Annotated in this window: 12 protein-coding genes; 1 reads left to right on the top strand and 11 read right to left on the bottom strand. The window is 68.1% G+C overall.

The genetic code is table 11. The features are described from left to right. The 5 genes from ACQCX5_RS05840 to ACQCX5_RS05820 all read right to left on the bottom strand — a co-directional run bounded on the left by ACQCX5_RS05840 (position 1) and on the right by ACQCX5_RS05820 (position 6,650). On the bottom strand, positions 1–1,044 hold the full coding sequence (locus ACQCX5_RS05840; RefSeq protein WP_434541071.1) for a glycoside hydrolase family 43 protein: 1,044 nt from the start codon (positions 1,042–1,044) through the stop codon (positions 1–3). 15 nt (positions 1,045–1,059) lie between these two features. Then, positions 1,060–3,342 (bottom strand): family 43 glycosylhydrolase, encoded by a 2,283-nt coding sequence (locus ACQCX5_RS05835; RefSeq protein WP_434541070.1) that lies wholly within the window; start codon positions 3,340–3,342, stop codon positions 1,060–1,062. 91 nt (positions 3,343–3,433) lie between these two features. Continuing rightward, positions 3,434–4,267, bottom strand: a complete 834-nt coding sequence (locus ACQCX5_RS05830) for a carbohydrate ABC transporter permease (RefSeq protein ID WP_434541069.1) — start codon at positions 4,265–4,267, stop codon at positions 3,434–3,436. After that, positions 4,264–5,313 carry a carbohydrate ABC transporter permease gene (locus ACQCX5_RS05825; RefSeq protein ID WP_434541068.1) on the bottom strand — a complete coding sequence of 350 codons (1,050 nt, stop codon included), beginning with the start codon at positions 5,311–5,313 and terminating at the stop codon, positions 4,264–4,266. The genes ACQCX5_RS05830 and ACQCX5_RS05825 overlap by 4 nt, the downstream gene beginning before the upstream one ends. Further along, the gene (locus ACQCX5_RS05820) at positions 5,310–6,650 is read right to left on the bottom strand and encodes an ABC transporter substrate-binding protein (protein ID WP_434541067.1); all 1,341 of its coding nucleotides are present in this window, start codon (positions 6,648–6,650) and stop codon (positions 5,310–5,312) included. Before ACQCX5_RS05820 ends, ACQCX5_RS05825 begins: the two co-directional genes overlap by 4 nt. A 248-nt stretch (positions 6,651–6,898) precedes the next feature. Here ACQCX5_RS05820 and ACQCX5_RS05815 point away from each other — a divergent pair, with 248 nt between their 5' ends. Then, a complete protein-coding gene (locus ACQCX5_RS05815) occupies positions 6,899–7,894 on the top strand; it encodes a LacI family DNA-binding transcriptional regulator (RefSeq protein WP_434541066.1) in 996 nt (331 codons plus the stop codon). A 10-nt stretch (positions 7,895–7,904) separates the two neighbouring features. Here the strand turns inward: ACQCX5_RS05815 and ACQCX5_RS05810 are convergent, their stop codons facing one another. From ACQCX5_RS05810 to ACQCX5_RS05785, 6 genes are all read right to left on the bottom strand, one after another. Then, positions 7,905–9,020 carry a DUF2332 family protein gene (locus ACQCX5_RS05810; protein WP_434541065.1) on the bottom strand — a complete coding sequence of 372 codons (1,116 nt, stop codon included), beginning with the start codon at positions 9,018–9,020 and terminating at the stop codon, positions 7,905–7,907. Positions 9,021–9,666: 646 nt separating this feature from the next. After that, on the bottom strand, positions 9,667–10,362 hold the full coding sequence (locus tag ACQCX5_RS05805) for a DedA family protein (protein WP_434541064.1): 696 nt from the start codon (positions 10,360–10,362) through the stop codon (positions 9,667–9,669). 218 nt (positions 10,363–10,580) lie between these two features. Further along, positions 10,581–11,459: a pseudouridine synthase gene (locus ACQCX5_RS05800; protein ID WP_434541300.1), complete on the bottom strand. Its 879-nt coding sequence runs from the start codon at positions 11,457–11,459 to the stop codon at positions 10,581–10,583. A gap of 292 nt (positions 11,460–11,751) precedes the next feature. Continuing rightward, positions 11,752–12,411, bottom strand: a complete 660-nt coding sequence (gene deoC, locus ACQCX5_RS05795; protein ID WP_434541063.1) for a deoxyribose-phosphate aldolase — start codon at positions 12,409–12,411, stop codon at positions 11,752–11,754. 41 nt (positions 12,412–12,452) lie between these two features. After that, entirely contained in the window at positions 12,453–13,448 is a 996-nt protein-coding gene (locus ACQCX5_RS05790; RefSeq protein ID WP_434541062.1) for a sugar-binding transcriptional regulator, read from the bottom strand. A gap of 4 nt (positions 13,449–13,452) precedes the next feature. Then, on the bottom strand, positions 13,453–14,502 hold the full coding sequence (locus tag ACQCX5_RS05785; RefSeq protein ID WP_434541061.1) for a galactitol-1-phosphate 5-dehydrogenase: 1,050 nt from the start codon (positions 14,500–14,502) through the stop codon (positions 13,453–13,455). Positions 14,503–14,511 lie beyond the last annotated feature (9 nt).

Raw genomic sequence — 14,511 nt, 5'->3', positions numbered from 1 at the left:
TCACGGTTTCGTGGGCTGGTCAGTCGTGGGCGGTTGGACGGTCACGGCGCGGCCATTGAACTCGACTGTCGACAGCCACATCTTGCGGCCCTCGAGCGAGTCACCGACCGCGCCCGGTTTCCAGGCGTGGTAGACCATCCACCACTGGTCGCCGACCTTGATCAGCTGGTTGTGCCCGGGACCGGCAGCCACGTCGTTGGTGGCGAGCACCGGTTCGGGGTCCTTGGTGAAGGGCCCCAGCGGCGAGTCGGCCACCGCGTGCCCCACCGCATACCGGTCAGAGCCGTAGTTGTTGGCGGAGTAGAACATGTGCACGACCCCGTCGATCTCGACCAGCGCGGGACCCTCGACGAGCTCGCCCTCCCAGGGCAGGTCCTGCTTGAACAGGTTCTTCGGGGTGCCGGTCACCGTCATGCCGTCGGCGGCCAGCGGGGCGACCTTGATCCAGGTGTCGACGCCCTTGGCGTTGCCGTCGTTCTTCCAGTAGAGCCAGGCCTTGCCGGACGAATCGATGAACGGGCTGGCGTCGATGGACCCACCCTCGTCGATTTCACACATCAGCGGCTTGGTTGACTCGTCCACATAGGGACCGGCCACCGTCTTGCTGGTGGCCACCGAGAGGCACTGCCAGTTCGGGTCGGGTGCCTTGGTCGTGTAATAGAGCCGGTAGCTGCCGTCGGACCACCTGATGATCTCAGGCGCCCACACCTTGCCCGAACTCGACCAGGGCGCCACCGAGGGCAGGGCGTCGGTGCCCTGGGTCCAGGTGACCATGTCGGGGCTGGTCAGCACCTGCACGTTCATGGCATTGCCGTTGGTGGCGATGGCCAGGTAGCCGCCGTCGGGGTTGGCGATGATCTGCGGGTCGGGAAAGTCGAGCGGGTAGACGGGGTTGGTGAAACCGGTCATGGACGCTCCGGGGCTTGTCGGGCTGGTGGTCGCGGACGAGGACGCCCCGCCGGGCTGGCCGCTGCACGCCGCAACCCCGAGGGTTGCGACGAGCAGGGCCAGCACGCGCAGGGGTGCCGTGGATTTCTTGGTCACAGTGGTCAGAACACCTCAGTTGGGCCAGGTGCCGGGGGCAGAAACCGCCCGCGACAAGGTGAACTCGTGGAACGTGGCGACGGTGGCCGGGTTGGCGCCGCCGCCCGCATACAGGCCGATGCGCTGGGTCGTGCCCGGCTCAAAGGTCATGGTCGCGCCCCAGGTCCAGGTGACGCCGTCGTGGCTGAACCCGGCCCGGTAGAGGTGCTCGCCATTGGCACGCTGGTGGTGGGCGATGCGCATCCACATGGTGGGTGCGTTGGGCCCGATGATCGCCCCGCCATAGATCAGCCGCGGGTCGGTGGGGCTCATCGCCAGTTCACGGCCGTACTCGAGCGTGCGGGTGCCCCAGATCGAGACCGAGCCCAGCCGGGCGAAGTTGTTGTCGGTCTGGTGCACCAACAGGCCCGCCTGCTGGAAGTTGCGGTTGTTGGTTTCAGACCCCAGGTCGAGCGTGAACTTCACCGTGGCGATCCAGTCACCGGACGGGGCATCGCGCAACAGCAGTGCCCCGGTGTTGGCCCCGCCGACGATGTCGACCGACTTCAGCGGCCAGTTCAGGCCGTTGTTGACGCTGACATCGGCCTGCGGGCGCACCCATGACCAGCCGGCGCCGAGCTGGCTGGTGAAGGTGTCGCTGAACAGCACGTCACCGGCGGTCGGCTGCGGGCTCAACTGGGTAGCCTCGACCGCCGGGCGGGCCGCGGTCAGGTTGTCGACCAGCCCGGTGCCGATCAGCTGCACCGGCCCCTGACCCAGCGTGAATCCCGGCAGGTCGAGCCGGATGATCGCCGAGGGTTCGGCCAGGTCACTGGCCGAGACATAGGCCGTCAGGCGGCCGTTGTCGACCTCGGCGACCAGGGTGTTCCAGCCAACCAGGTCGGGCAGGGTCGCGGTGGCGGTCCGCCCGCCGGCCTCGACGGTGAGCAGGTGCTCTGCGGGGCTGACCTTGACCTTGACCTGGTTGCTCGTGCCCAGCCGCAGGTGGGTCGGGCCGCTCGCCTTGATGTCGAGCCGCACCCGCAGGTCACCCGCGGGCACGGTCGAGCTCGACGAGGTGCCGTTCAGCTTGGCCGAGTCGCCGCCCTGGGGGTCGGCGACGGTGGTGGTGCGGCTCAGCCCGTCGGCGGGGTTCCACGGGGTGGCGCTGAGCAGTGAGGTGGTGACCGGTGCCGGCATCGGGCCTTCCGAGGGTCCGGCGCCGGCGTTGACCACCGGCCAGCCGTCGACCCAGTCGATGGGGTCGATCAGCATGGGGCGGCGGTTCAGCCCGCCGGGCTGGTTCAGCCACGCATTGTGCTTGTCGAGGGCGTGGTAGACGAGGTAGTCACGCCCGGATGCGTCGGTCAGCATGGCATTGTGGCCGGCGCCGACCCAACGGTTGCCGTTCTGGGTGACCACCTGGGTGCCGCCGGTGACCGACGCGTTCATGTCGCGCCCGTCCTTGTCGAGGAAGGGGCCCATCGGTGATTTGGCTCGTCCAGAGAACACCGAATAGCCGGTCGCAGGGCCGGCGCAGCAGTTCGCGGACGACGCCATCATGTAGTACCAGCCGTCGTGTTCGACGACATAGCTGCCCTCATAGCGGTCCCAGTGCCCGACCTGGGTCGTACCGCCCACCGCGGTCAGGCCATCGGGGGTCAGCCGGGTGACGTGGGTGCCGCCGAAGTAGCCACCAAAATAGAGGTACTGGTTGCCCTCGGTGTCGGTGAACCCGCTCGGATCGATGGTGTTGTACCAGTTGAAGTCACCGCCGTGCCTGGGCCCGATGATCGGGGCGTCGGTGGGTGTCCACGGCCCGGCAGGATCGTCCGCGGTCGCCACACCGATGGCGTAGTCACCGCCCGCATTGAGGGTGGTGTCGGTGACGGTGAAGTACATCACATAGCGGCCCTGGATGTAGCGCACGTCGGGTGCCCACAGCCCGGCGCCCGGGGTGGCATAGACCGGACGATTGGCCGAGGTGAAGATCGGGCCCACATAGTCCCAGGTCACCCAGTCGCGGGTGCGGCTGATGTGCCCGACGACGCTGGGCCCCCCGCTGCGCAGCGGGTCGGCGGTCGCATAGGCATACCACCAGCCGTCCTTGCCCTGGATGACGGCGGGGTCGGCATAGGTGTCGGCAAATGAGGCCGACACGTCATTGGTATAGGTCGGCGCGGCCGCCTGGGCGGGACTCGCGGTGAGCACGAGCACGCCGGCCACGAGGGCGGCGAACAGGGCCCGGAATCGTCGGGTGTGGTGGCGGGATTGGGGTTGCTGGTGGGTTCGGTGGATGGTCTGGCGTACGGGGGACATCGATGTCTCCTTGCGCTGGGTGGGTTGCGCTGGGTGGTGAGGGCGGGTGGGTTGAAGGGGTGGGTGGACTGGGGAAGATCAGGGGGTGGGCTCAGCCCTTGATGCCGCTGGCGGCGACGCCCTGGATGACGTAGCGCTGCACGAAGATGAACAGGATCAGCACCGGGATGGCGGCCACGGATGCGCCGGCCATGATGACGGCGTAGTTGATGGTGTAGCTGCCCTGCAGGCGCGACAGGCCGACGGGCAGGGTGAGCCGGTTCTCGCTGAACAGCACGTACAGCGGCCACAGGAAGTCGTTCCAGTTGGCCAGGAAGTTCAGCACCAGCAGCGTCATCAGTGCCGGGCGGGCATTGGGCAGCACGATCGAGAAGAACGTCCGCAGCGGGCCCGCACCGTCGATGCGCGCCGATTCCTCGAGCTCGAAGGGTAGCGAGAGAAAGAACTGGCGCATGAAGAACAGGCCAAACGCGCTCGCGGCACCGGGCACGATCAGCGCCGGGTAGCTGTCGAGCCAGGCCAGCTTCGACATGAACTCGAAGTTCGGCATCAGGAACACGAAGCCGGGGATGAACATCATGCTGATCACGAAGGCGAACACGAAGTTGCGGCCGCGGAACTTCATGCGCGCCACGGCGTACCCGGCCAGCGAGCAGACCAGCACCGAGACGACGGCATAGATCGAGGCCACCACCAGCGAGTTCATCAACCAGGTCAGCACCGGTGCCCCCGGGTCGTTGAACAGGGTGCGGTAGGCCTCGAGCGTCCATTGTTTCGGCAGGAACGTGGGCGGCGCCGACTGGGCCTCGACGTCCGACTTGAAGGCGGTCAGCAGCATGTAGACGATCGGCAGCACGAACACCAGCGCGATCAGCACGAGTGCCGCATAGAACAGCACCTTCATGACGGGGTTGCGCATGGTCATGCCGCGCCTCCATTCTGCTTGAGTGCCCGGTTGGCGCGTCGCAGTGCCCGGCGTTCCTCGGCGGCGCCGCGGTCACGCATCAGCCAGAACTGCACGACCGAGACCACGGCCAGGGACAGTGCGAGGATGTAGGACTCGGCTGCTGCGGCACCGGCCCGGGACTGGCTGAAGCCCAGGTCGGTCATCACCATCAGCACGGTGCGGGTCGACTCCGTCGGGCCGCCATTGGTGATCAGCAGCGACTGGCCGAACATGTTGGCGCTGGCCAGCACGGTGGTGATGAAGATGAAGATCAGCACCGGGCGCAGGCCCGGCAGGGTGATGTTGACGAACTTCTGCCACGCATTGGCGCCGTCGAGTGAGGCAGCCTCGTAGTGCTCGGTGGGGATGTCGGCGAGACCGGCCATGTAAATGATGGCGTTGAAGCCGAGCGTCCACCAGACCGTCACGCCCACGAGTGAGATCCAGGCCCACGGCTGCTCGGTCGTCCACTGGATGTTCGTGCCGAACAGGAAGTTGATGAAGCCGAACTGGCCGTCGAGCAGGTAGCTCCACATCAGGCCGATGACCGAGACGCCCAGCACATAGGGGGCGAAGAACATGGCCCGGAAGAAGGTGCGGCCGGGGAACTGGCGGTTCAGCAGCAGCGCGAGCAGCAGCGGCAGGCTGACCAGGAACGGCACGCTCATCAGCACGAACAGGCCGGTGTTCTTCATGCCGTTCCAGAACGGCTGCGAGATCACCGATTCGGGGTCGAACAGGTCGCGGTAGTTCTGCAGCCCGATGAACGGGCGGTTCTCGAACGTGAAGTCCCAGTCGTGCAGCGAGATGAAGATGCCATAGACCGCCGGCGCGACGACGAAGCCTGCGAACAGGATGAGGAAGGGGGCGAGGAAGAGCCACGGCACCCATGGGCTGCCATGCACCCGGCTGCGCCGCTTGCCGGGCAACGCAGCGGACGGGTGCGCCGCCCGCCCGGGGCGGGACGAACCGGTCTGGTCCGCCCCGCCCTGGGCTCCGGATGCCGCGCTGGTGGCAGCACTCATGCGTACTTCTTGGCGTTCGCCTCGAGGATCTTCGTGGCGCGCCCGACGGCGGCATCAAGGGAGGCCTTGACGTCCTTCTGGCCCAGGATGATCTCGTTGACGGCTTTGTCGAACTCGCCACCGGCGTCACCGATGCCGGGGACGGCGGGCAGGAACTTCAGGTAGTCGATCTGCTGGGCGAGCTCGTTCTGCGCCGTGAGGGCCTTGAACTCGGCCGACTCGCGCACCGAGTTGCGGGCCGGCACCTGACCGCCCTTGGCCCACTCGAGCGACTGCTGCGAGATCCAGTTGACGAAGACGCGAGAGGCCTTCGCCTTGTTCTCGTCGGCGTTCTTCTGGGTGGGCAGCACGAACTGGTGCGAGCCGGCCCAGGCAGCGTTCTGGCCGCCGATGTTGGGCAGGCGCACGACGCCCCACTGCAGGTCCTTCTTCTCGGCCAGCGTGTTGATCGACCAGATGCCGTTCCAGTTGAACGCGGTCTGGCCGTTCTGCAGGGCGAGGAAGTCGGCGTCCTGCGCGACCGACTTGGGCGAGTGGCCGTTCTTGACCAGGTCCTGGAACCAGGTGAAGGCCTTGACCGAGCCTTCATCGTTGTAGGTCGCGGCGGTGGCGGCCTCGTTGAACATTGAACCGCCGAACTGGTAGATCAGCGACTGCATGGTCAGGCCGCCGGTGAACAGGTGCGGGCTGGCCCAGTGGCCCTGGATGCCCTTGGCCTTGCACTTGTCGAGGGCGTCCATGTAGGAGTCGTGGTCCATCGGCGGCTTCTCGGGGTCGAGGCCCGCCTTCTCCATCACCGTCTTGTTGTAGAAGAAGCCCAGCGGGTGCACGTCGAGCGGGATGGCGTAGCGGACATCCTTGTAGATGCCGGCGTTCCACGGCACCGGCGCGAAGTCGTTCTCGGACAGTTCGAGTGCCTTCGCGACGTCGTCCAATGGCTGGATGATCTTGCGGGCGGCGTTGGTGGCGACGGAGTCGACGTGCATGACGGCGATGTCGGGGCCGTTGCCCGAGGTCACGGCGGTGGGCAGCTTGGCGTAGTAGTCAGCCCACTGCATGACCTGCATGCTGACCTTGATGTTGGGGTTGGCGGTGTTGAACTGGTCGACGAGCTTCTTCATGAAGGCACCGTCACCGCCGGTGAAGCCGTTCCAGAAGGCGAGCGAGACGGCGGGGCCGTCGTAGCCGCCCTTGCCGCCATCGCCGGTGGCCGTCGTGGTAGGGGTGTCGGTCGCGGACGAACCACCGCAGGCGCTCAGCACGCCAACCGCGCCGGCCGCGACACCGGCCGTGAGCAGGCCACGCCTGCTGAAGCCGCCGGGAATGGAAATGGACATCATGATCCTTTCGGGGCGTGGGCCAGGGCTGGCACCACGGGGAGTCGTCGTCCCTCGTCATCGGGGGGCGACCGCGATGGAACTGTGTATGTACCGGGTGGAGTATGTACCGGGTGGACGGGGGCTGGGGGCGTCCCGACCATGGGGCTTCGGCGCCCCTCACGGTCGAATTTACAACGGAGGTAAAAGTTTTACAACGGTGGCAAACTGGTGTGATGGAACCGTGACCTTGGGGATACGCTGATCACATGGCTGCGACCCTGCGTGACGTCGCCCTGCTCGCCGGGGTGTCTGCGAAGACGGCCTCGAACGTGATCAACGACCGTCCGCATGTGAAGCCGTCGACCCGCGAGAAGGTCGAGGCGGCCATCGCTGCGCTCGCGTACCGGCCCAACCTGACGGCGCGGCAGCTGAAGTACGGGCGCTCGGGGTTCCTGACCCTGGCGATCCCCCAGATCGACTGGCCGTACTTCGCCGAGCTCGCGGCCCGGCTCACCGAGGCCGCCACCGAGGCCGGCTATGTGCTGCTGCTCGAGGTGACCCGGGCCGACCAGGTGGCCGAACGGGCGCTGATGAACGGGGTGCCCGGCAAACCCGATGGGCTGATCTTCTCGCCGTTGTCGTTGTCGGCCGCAGAGATCGCCGACCGGTCGGACGCGACGCCCATGGTGCTGCTGGGTGAACGCGCGGTGCCGACGATGCATGACCACGTCTCGGTCGACTCGGTGGCTGCGGGGCGGGCCATCACCGAGCACCTGATGGCGATCGGGCGCACCCGCATCGCCGCGATCGGCCGGTTGTCGACCAGCGGCACGGCCTCGGTGCGCATGGCGGGCTACCACGAGGCGCTGGATGCCGCCGGCCGGCCCCGGCGCCCGGAGTACGAGCAGGGAGTCGGTGACTACCTGCGCGAAGAGGGCAAGACGGCCATGCAGCGGCTGCTGGCGCTGCCGGAACCCCCCGATGCGGTGTTCGCGTTCAACGACCTGATGGCGATCGGGGCGCTGCAGGCCTGCCGCGAGGCCGGGGTGCGGGTGCCCGAAGATGTGGCCGTGGCCGGCTTCGACAACATCGCCGAGACCGCCTATACGGCGCCGACGCTCACCACGGTCGAGCCTGACCTGGGGGTGCTGACCCGCGAGGTGCTGCGGCTGATGCTGGGCCGCATCGAGGGCACCCGCACCGAAGCCGAAACAGTGCACGTGCCGTGGCGGATCGTGGTGCGCCAGAGCACGGGCGGGTGACGGTGAATCCTCAGAGCAGCCACGTGGCGTGGCCATCAGCCTGGTAGAGCGGTCGTCCGTCGAGTGAAACGATGAACGAGCCCTTGCGCAACCGGGAGCGGAAGTCGGGGTCGTCCTCAAGGTGGCGCCAGACGGTCGGGTTGACCTGCTGGCCCTCGTTGCTGAGCCAGTGCAAGTGCCCGGACGCGACGCGGGCCATCATGTCGGCGGCGAAGGCCTCGCGCGCGGGCTCGTCAAGGTAGGCGAGCACGGCGCCGTGCATGACCACGGGCAGGTAGTCGCGGGGAACGAGCCGCAGCACCTCGTCGATGGCCGTCGGGTCGGTCAGGTCGTGGCGCAGCACCAGCACCCGGTCGTCGCGGGCGGCGGCGATGGCGGCGTCAAGGCGGGCGAGGCGGGCTGACTGGCCGGGCCAGACGAGCGTGCGCAGCCAGGACGCGACGGCGTCGTTGGTGGGGTCGAGCGGGTTCAGGTCGAGGCCGAGGCGCCACATGATCGGCGGGACGGCTGTGGGCAGTTCGATGGGCGGGGCGTCGGGGTCGTCCTTGACTGTGACGTGGATGACGGGGGCGGGTTGGCTGGGGGCGGGGTCGCTTGGGGTGGGTTGGCTGGGGGTGGTGATGTTGGCGGCGCCGAACTCGCTCAGCACGGCACCGTCGCGGCTGGTGTAGCGGAAGGTCCAGGACGAGGGGTGCAGGGCCAGGCCCGCGGAAGCCCCGACCTCGATGAGCGCGAGCTCACGGCCGGTGCGGCGGGCCAGGGTGTGCAGGGCGGGCAGCACAGCGGCGAGGCGCGCGGGTTCGTTGGTCTGGGTGTGTCGGGTGGCGGTGATGGCAGCGACCTCGGGCCAGTGGTCGAGCAGCACGGTGCGCAGGCGCTCGTACTCGTCGGGGCGGGCGTCTGTCTGGTGCGGGTCGACCAGGTCGGGGGCGACGACACGGGCGGCGGCAAGCACCAGGTTGGGCTGGCGTTCGCGGGGTGGCAACGAGGCGATCAGCTCACACAGTTGCGGGTCGGCGGCCACTCCCTCGGCCCAGGCGACCATGACGGCCGAGTGGTGCTGGGCCTCATTGCGGGCGAACCGGGACCACCGGCCGGGGACGTCATCGGTGAGCGCGGGTTCCATGGGGCCAGTATGGCGGGGGGTGGCGAAGTGCTGTGCATCCAAACGGCTGTTCGCGGTGCTGGTGGTCAGGTTTCGGTGTGTGGCTGCACAACACTTCGGCGACCGAGTCAGCCGGCGGTGTGCCTGTCCCAGCAGTGTGCATCGACCGGGGCGAAATCGGCCTCTGTGGCCGATTCTGGCCCGGTCGATGCACGTTGCTGGGCCGGGTCAGAGGCGGGGGGCTGTCGCGCGTCGGGGACCAGTGAAGGGGCCTTCATTGAGGAAGCCAGGCCGACGGTAGGTTCATCACCGCGCGGCGCGCCCCGCGATCGCCCGCCGCCCCGCCTGTACTGGGCACGCCGACACCCACTTCCGCCCTCCCGACACCTTTGCGTGCACGTCGACACCGGCAGGTGGGTGTCAGGGCGCACCCAAGTGTGTCGGCGTGTAGTGAGCCCCGGGTCGCCCACGTTCGGATGCATGCCGCTCCCCCTCAGGCCATCGCCCAGCTCCCCCTCAGGCCATCGCCCAGCTCCCCCTCAGGCCATCGCCCAGCTCCCCCTCAGGCCATCGCCCAGCAACGTGCATCGACCGCGCCGAATTGGCTCATTCCGGCCGATTTCGGCCCGGTCGATGCACGTTGCTGGGTCAGGGTCACTGGCGGGGCTCAGTCGCGGGTCGGCTCCACCGGCTCGGCCGGGGTGTCGGCCATGGTCGCTGCCGTGCTCGCGGTGGTGTCCGCGCCCGGCGCAACCTTGGCCCGCTTCACATTGCGCATGATCCGGGCCGTCACCCACCACACCACCAGCGCGATGATGATGACGTAGACGACGTTCGAGATCACGTTGGTGTAGGGCTCGATGACATGCCAGTTCTCACCCAGGAAGTAGCCGAAGCTGACGAACAGCGTGTTCCAGATGGCCGAGCCGGCGGCCGTCAGCGCGGTGAACTGCAGCAGCGGCATCTTGTAGACGCCGGCGGGGATCGAAATCAGCGAGCGGATGCCGGGAACCATGCGTCCGAAGAAGATGCCCTGGCGACCGTGCTTGGCGAACCAGGCCACCGACTTGTCGAAGTCCTCGACCTCGAGCAGCGGCATCTTGTCGCAGATCCAGCGCACGCGGGCGGCCCCGAAGAAGTAGCCCAGCGCATAGAGCACGTAGGCGCCGACCAGCGAGCCGATGACGGTCCAGACCAGGATGACCCAGTAGCTGTTCACCCCTGTGCCCGCGGTCACGCCCGCCAGCGGCAGGATGATCTCGGACGGGATTGGCGGGAAGACGTTCTCGAGGAACAGCAGCAGGGCGACGCCGGGGCCACCCATGTCGCCGATGATCTTCACGGCCCAGTCAACGATGTTCAACGGTCAGTCCTCTCGATCCGGCAGAAGTCTACGTCGAGGGGCCCCGTTGGACGCAGTTCAGCTGGTGTCGGCCGGGGTTGTCAGGCGGGCCTCTGAGCGTGAACCTGCGACCGTGGTGGCACGCACACCGCGAAGATCACGACCGGCGACGGGGGTCGAGCAGCCCCGGGTCAGGTGATCAGGGCAGGCGATCAGGGCAGGCGATCCGGGGGGCAACCTCAGGGCAGGTGCAGCTGGCGCTGTGACGTGAACGTCCGGGGGACCCCGTCGACCGGGTCGATGAATTCCAGTCGCTCGGCGAGCAGCTGCAGCGGGTCAGTGAAATCGTCGATGTCGCGGTCGAGGTCGAGCGGGTAGAGCGGGTCATGCCGGATCGGGATGCCCAGCGAGTTCAAGTGCAGCCGCAGCTGGTGGGTGCGCCCGGTGTGGGGGTGCAGGCGGTAGCGGGCCCAGCGTTCTGCCCCGGCGTGCAGTTCTGCCCCGGCTTCAGTGGCCCCACCGGCGTCGGCTGCCCCGGCGACCTCGTCCAATGTCACGAGCGTGCGCGCATTCGGGGGCCGGTCGGGCAGCTCGAATGCCTGCATCACGCCGCGCGTCTTGTGGATGTGCGAGGCGACCTCACGCGGCAGTCCCAGGCCGGCGCGGTACGGGGCGATGGCCTGATAGGTCTTGCTGACAAGGCGTTTTGCAAACATGTCCTGGTAGGGCGCGCGCCAGCGCTGCTCGGTGGTGAGCACCAGCACGCCGGCCGTGAGCCGGTCGAGGCGATGCGCCGGCGACAGTTCTGGCAGCCCGAGTTCGTCGCGCATGCGCACCACCACCGACTGGCGGATGTGGCGTCCGCGCGGGATCGAGGCCAGGAAGTGGGGCTTGTCGACCACCACCAGCCGCTCGTCGCGGTGCAGCACCGTGATCTCGCCCGGTACCACGGGTTCGTCGCGCAGTTCGCGGTGGAACCACACGAACGTGTGCGGCGTGTACGGCTCGGCGCCGGTCAGGGCAACACCCTGATGGTCGACGAAATCGCCGCGACCCAGCATCCGTTCCACACCCTCGAGGCCTATCACCCGGAAGCGTTCGCGCAGGTAGTCGGCGATCGTGCGCCACGGCGGCGGGGTGTCGGGGTCGCGGTCGGGGGTGCGCATCCAGGCTGCCTGCAGCCCGAAGCGGGGTGGCAGCGGGGATCGGGGTGGCACCGCATCAGTCTAGGTGCCCGGCGTGGACGAGCACCGCGCCTGTGGACAACTCCTGTGGACAACCCCTCAGCTGTGGATATCCACCCCTGGCTGTGGATACCCGGACGAGTAGAAACCGCTGTCCCGCCGAGAAGGGGTTGCCCACACGCTGTGGACAACCCCCTGCTCAAGTCTGTTGACAACGCCCAGCATGTCAGGCCGGGAAGCCGTCCAGCACTGCCTTAGAGCTCGACAGGCCCAGTCGCGTCGCTCCGGCCTCGATCATCGCCCGCGCGGTCTCGGCATCGCGGATGCCACCAGAGGCCTTCACGCCCAGCCGCCCGCCGACGGTCTTCGCCATCAGCGCCACGGCCTCGACCGACGCCCCACCCGCAGCATGGAACCCCGTCGACGTCTTCACGAAGTCAGCCCCGGCCCGCTCGGACGCCTCGCAGGCCCCCACGATCTGCTCATCGGTCAGCGCCGCCGACTCGATGATGACCTTGAGCAGCACGTCAGGGGCCGCCTCGCGCACCGCCCGGATCTCTGCCTCGGTCTTGTCGAACTCGTTGGCCACGGCCCACGCCAGGTTGATCACCATGTCGATCTCGTCGACACCGTCGGCCTGGGCGGCGGCGGCCTCGGCGGCCTTGACCTCGGGCTTGTGCGCGCCCGACGGGAACCCGCAGACCACCGCCAGCTTCACCGAGTCAGGGGTCTCGACGGGCACCAGCGAGGGCGAGATGCACACCGAATAGGTGCCGAGTTCGGCAGCCTCGGCGATCAGCTCGGCCACCTGCTCGGGCGTGGCAGCCGGCTTCAGCAGGGTGTGGTCAATCATCTGGGCCACCTGGGCCCGAGTCAGTTCAGTCATCACTGTTCCTTTCAAGTTCTTGCACCTCATGTCTGTCAACATCACAAATTCTGCCCCGCAGATTGCCCTGCCAGGCGGTGCTTGAGCACCTGTGCCGTGCCGGCATCGGTGACGAGCACGTTGCACAACCCCGCACGCACGCAGGCCTCGGCGACCGCGTGCTTCTGCTCACCAGCGACCACCGCCACTGACAGCTTCGCAGCCCGGACGTCGTCGAGCGTCAACCCGATCGCTCGTGCTTCGAGTTCGGGGCTGACCAGGGCCCCGGACGCGTCCAGGAACCGGCCCACGATGTCGCCGACGGCGCCCCGCTCGGCCAGCAGCACCTCGTCGCGCGGCAGCACGCAGCCCGACTTCACCAGCACCGAGTCGTGGCTGACCGCGCCGAGTGGGAACACCAGCACATCGGCCGACCGGGCCACGCCCAACACCTCGGCGATCGACGGTTCCCGGCGCAGGGCGGCAGCCAGCGTGGGCGAGTCGACGATCGCCGGCGCCTGCAGGAACAGCGCCTGGCCCCTGCCCTGCCGGGCCACCGCCGTCAGGATGCTGCCGGGGTCGCCCGGACCGGGCCTGCTGAGTCCGCCGTTCGCCTGCACCACGGTCACCCCGTCTGCCCACGACGGTGGAATGGCGCTGGCCAGCGCGCTCATCATGCGCCCCCACGAGATCGCCAGGGTGCGGGGCGGCGTGGGCAGGTCGGCCAGGTATTCGGCCGCGGCCCTCGCCACGGCCAGCTGTGTCGCGGCGGGGTCGTCCTGCGTGGGCACCACGACCGCTTCGGTGAGCGTGCTCAGGGTGACCAGTTCGGTCTCGAGGTCATGCGAGCGTGCCTGCGGGTGCACGATCTCGATGCGGACGATGCCGGCGGCCAGGGCTTCTTTGAGCATGCGGCCGACCTGCCAGCGGGTCAGGTGCAGGCGTTCGCCCACCTCTTGCTGGGTCAGGTGCTGCTCGTAGTGCAGCTGGCAGACCCGCAGTAACAGGTGGTCACGGTCCCCCGCACCCGACTTCGCCGGCCCTGACCTCGGTGGCAATGCCTCAGACCCTTCCGTTCGGGGCGAACAACACCTTGGACGAGATCACCTCACGACGGGCCATCTGGCCGATCAGCTCGGGCACGCGTTCGACGGGCTCGGTGTGGGTGATCATGAACTCCCATTTCAGCTCACCCGAGGCGAGCTTGGCCACCACGGTGTCCCATTCCTTGCCCGGGAACGGCGCCGAGAACGAGTTCCACGAGCCCAGGATGTTGATCTCGAGTCGCATCAGTCGTGCCCACGTCTTCTCTTTGAGCACGACATCGGTGTGCGGGATGCCGATCAGCACCACCTCGCCGTGCCGCGCCGTCATCGCCACCGCCTGGTCGGCGACCGCAGCGACGCCCGTGGTCTCGATGACCAGGTCGAAGCCCTTGCCAATGAGCGGTTCGAGTTCTTCGGTGGACGACGTGGCGTGGGTGGCCCCGGCCTGCAGGGCGAGCGCGGCCTTTTCAGGGGCGACGTCGATGGCCACCACCTCACCAGCCCCGGCGAGCTTCGCCAGCTGCACCGAGAACAGCCCGATGGGGCCGCCACCGCCCAGCACGGCAACGCGGTCACCCAGGCCGAGCTTCGTCCGATAGATCGCGTGCAGCGCGATGGCGGCGGGGTCGACCATGGCGGCGGCGCGCGGGTCGAGGTCGGCGGGCACCTTGAGCAGCAGCTTCGCGGGGCCGACGACGTACTGGGCGTAGGCGCCGTGGCGGCGCGAGCCGTAGTAGTCGTAGTTCTCACACAGGCTGAAGTCGCCCTGCACACAGGGCGGGCATTCGAAGCACGGCAGCATCGGCGGCACGGTGACCAGGTCACCGACGGCGACCTCGGTGACGCCCTCGCCGAGCTCTTCGATGTGGGCCGAGAACTCATGGCCACAGATCAGCGGCAGCTTGTGCGGGCCAGACTCGAACATGCGGCTGAGGTCCGAACCGCAGACGCCGCAATAGGCGACCTTCATGAGCACTTCGCCAGGGCCGGGGGTGGGCTTGTCGACCTGCTCGATGCGGATGTCGCCGACGGCATGCATGACGGCGGCGGTCATTTTCTCTGTCATCTCTGGTGT

Origin of the sequence: Aestuariimicrobium sp. G57, from assembly GCF_050110855.1 — a bacterium.
In the GTDB taxonomy this organism is placed as follows: domain Bacteria; phylum Actinomycetota; class Actinomycetes; order Propionibacteriales; family Propionibacteriaceae; genus Aestuariimicrobium.
Note: the sequence above shows the minus strand (reverse complement) of the source record. Positions and strands in the feature narration are given on the sequence as shown.

What these genes read in the sequence shown, in the direction of transcription:
- ACQCX5_RS05835 (WP_434541070.1), bottom strand. Translation starts at nt 3,342, where the DNA reads ATGTCCCCCGTACGCCAGACCATCCACCGAACCCACCAGCAACCCCAA.
- ACQCX5_RS05830 (WP_434541069.1), bottom strand. Translation starts at nt 4,267, where the DNA reads ATGACCATGCGCAACCCCGTCATGAAGGTGCTGTTCTATGCGGCACTC.
- ACQCX5_RS05825 (WP_434541068.1), bottom strand. Translation starts at nt 5,313, where the DNA reads ATGAGTGCTGCCACCAGCGCGGCATCCGGAGCCCAGGGCGGGGCGGAC.
- ACQCX5_RS05820 (WP_434541067.1), bottom strand. Translation starts at nt 6,650, where the DNA reads ATGTCCATTTCCATTCCCGGCGGCTTCAGCAGGCGTGGCCTGCTCACG.
- ACQCX5_RS05815 (WP_434541066.1), top strand. Translation starts at nt 6,899, where the DNA reads ATGGCTGCGACCCTGCGTGACGTCGCCCTGCTCGCCGGGGTGTCTGCG.
- ACQCX5_RS05810 (WP_434541065.1), bottom strand. Translation starts at nt 9,020, where the DNA reads ATGGAACCCGCGCTCACCGATGACGTCCCCGGCCGGTGGTCCCGGTTC.
- deoC (WP_434541063.1), bottom strand. Translation starts at nt 12,411, where the DNA reads ATGACTGAACTGACTCGGGCCCAGGTGGCCCAGATGATTGACCACACC.
- ACQCX5_RS05785 (WP_434541061.1), bottom strand. Translation starts at nt 14,502, where the DNA reads ATGACAGAGAAAATGACCGCCGCCGTCATGCATGCCGTCGGCGACATC.